This is a genomic window from Paraburkholderia sp. AV2 (genome assembly GCF_054968425.1).
This window is the reverse complement of sequence record NZ_JBANLK010000116.1, coordinates 1-1,164: the sequence shown is the minus strand read 5'-3', so window position 1 is coordinate 1,164 and position 1,164 is coordinate 1. Positions and strand designations below refer to the sequence as shown.

The following is a 1,164-nucleotide window of genomic DNA, read 5'->3' as shown; positions in this document are numbered from 1 at the left end:
GTGCAGGATCAGGATGCGGTCGAGCGCGCGCACCAGCACGTCGTTGACCTTGTACTCTTCGCACGGGTTCGAGAACATCATGTGCATGAAGTTCGCGCTGTACGAAAGCTCGTTGCGCGGATACACGAACGGCTGGCCGATCGAGTACTTGTACGCCATGGCGACGAGCGTCGGCAGCTTGGCGATCATGCGGATCGCCGAGATGTCGCGGTGACGCGGGTTATTGATGTCGAGCGAGTCGTGGTAGAAGGCCGAAAGCGCGCCCACTGCCGCAACCAGAATCGCCATCGGGTGCGCGTCGCGACGGAAGCCGCGGAAGAAGAAATGCATCTGCTCGTGAACCATCGTGTGCTGCGTGACGGTCTTCACGAATTCGTCCTTCTGGGCCTGGTTCGGCAGGTCACCCTTCAGGAGCAGGTAGCAGGTTTCGAGGAAGTCGGCGTTCTGCGCGAGGTTGTCGATGGGGTAGCCGCGGTAGAGCAGCTCGCCCTTGTCGCCGTCAATGTACGTGATCGCCGAGTTGCACGACGCCGTCGACATGAAGCCCGGGTCGTACGTGAACTTGCCGGTCTGACCGTACAGTTTGCGGATGTCGATCACGTCCGGGCCCAGGGTGCCCTTGTAGATCGGCAGTTCGACGCTCGGCGAATTGTCGCTGAACGATAGCGTGGCTTTTACATCAGACGGGGTCATAGCACATCCTCAATCGAAGGATAAACACAGGATTCGATAGTTTGCACGTCCGGCGCGGCGCCTGCCGCCGCACGATTACTGCGGCGACGGCGGCAGATACGGCAACTGCAGGCACCGCCGCACCTCAGACGTTGCGAAGCAATTCCAGCACCCGCTTCACGTCCGGGTCGGCCAGGTCGCCTTCTGGTTCCTTGCGTGCGAGCAGCAAGTCCATCAGGTCGTTATCGCTCAGCTCGAGCAGGCGCGTGAGAGCGCCCACGTCGGCATCGCTGAGGTCATGCTCATAGCGGTCGAAAAAGCGCTCGAAAATCAGATCGTTTTCGAGCAGACCGCGCCGGGCGCGCCAGCGTCGGCGCGCCCGGCGGTGGGGATCAGACTGGTGTGATTCCATTTGAGCAAGGACGCCGCCTCAAACGGCGCGGCGCACCATCAGTTCCTTGATCTTGCCGATCGCCTTGGTGGGGTTCAAAC

The 1,164-nt window shown here is 61.3% G+C and carries 2 protein-coding genes; both read right to left on the bottom strand.

The genetic code is table 11. The features are described from left to right. Nucleotides 1–693 (bottom strand): citrate/2-methylcitrate synthase (locus tag V8683_RS31330; protein ID WP_462880753.1); only part of this gene is annotated, 693 nt, incomplete at its 3' end. Between the two features lie 124 nt (nt 694–817). After that, a complete protein-coding gene (locus tag V8683_RS31325; RefSeq protein ID WP_462880752.1) occupies nt 818–1,084 on the bottom strand; it encodes an FAD assembly factor SdhE in 267 nt (88 codons plus the stop codon). Between the last annotated feature and the right edge of the window lie 80 nt (nt 1,085–1,164).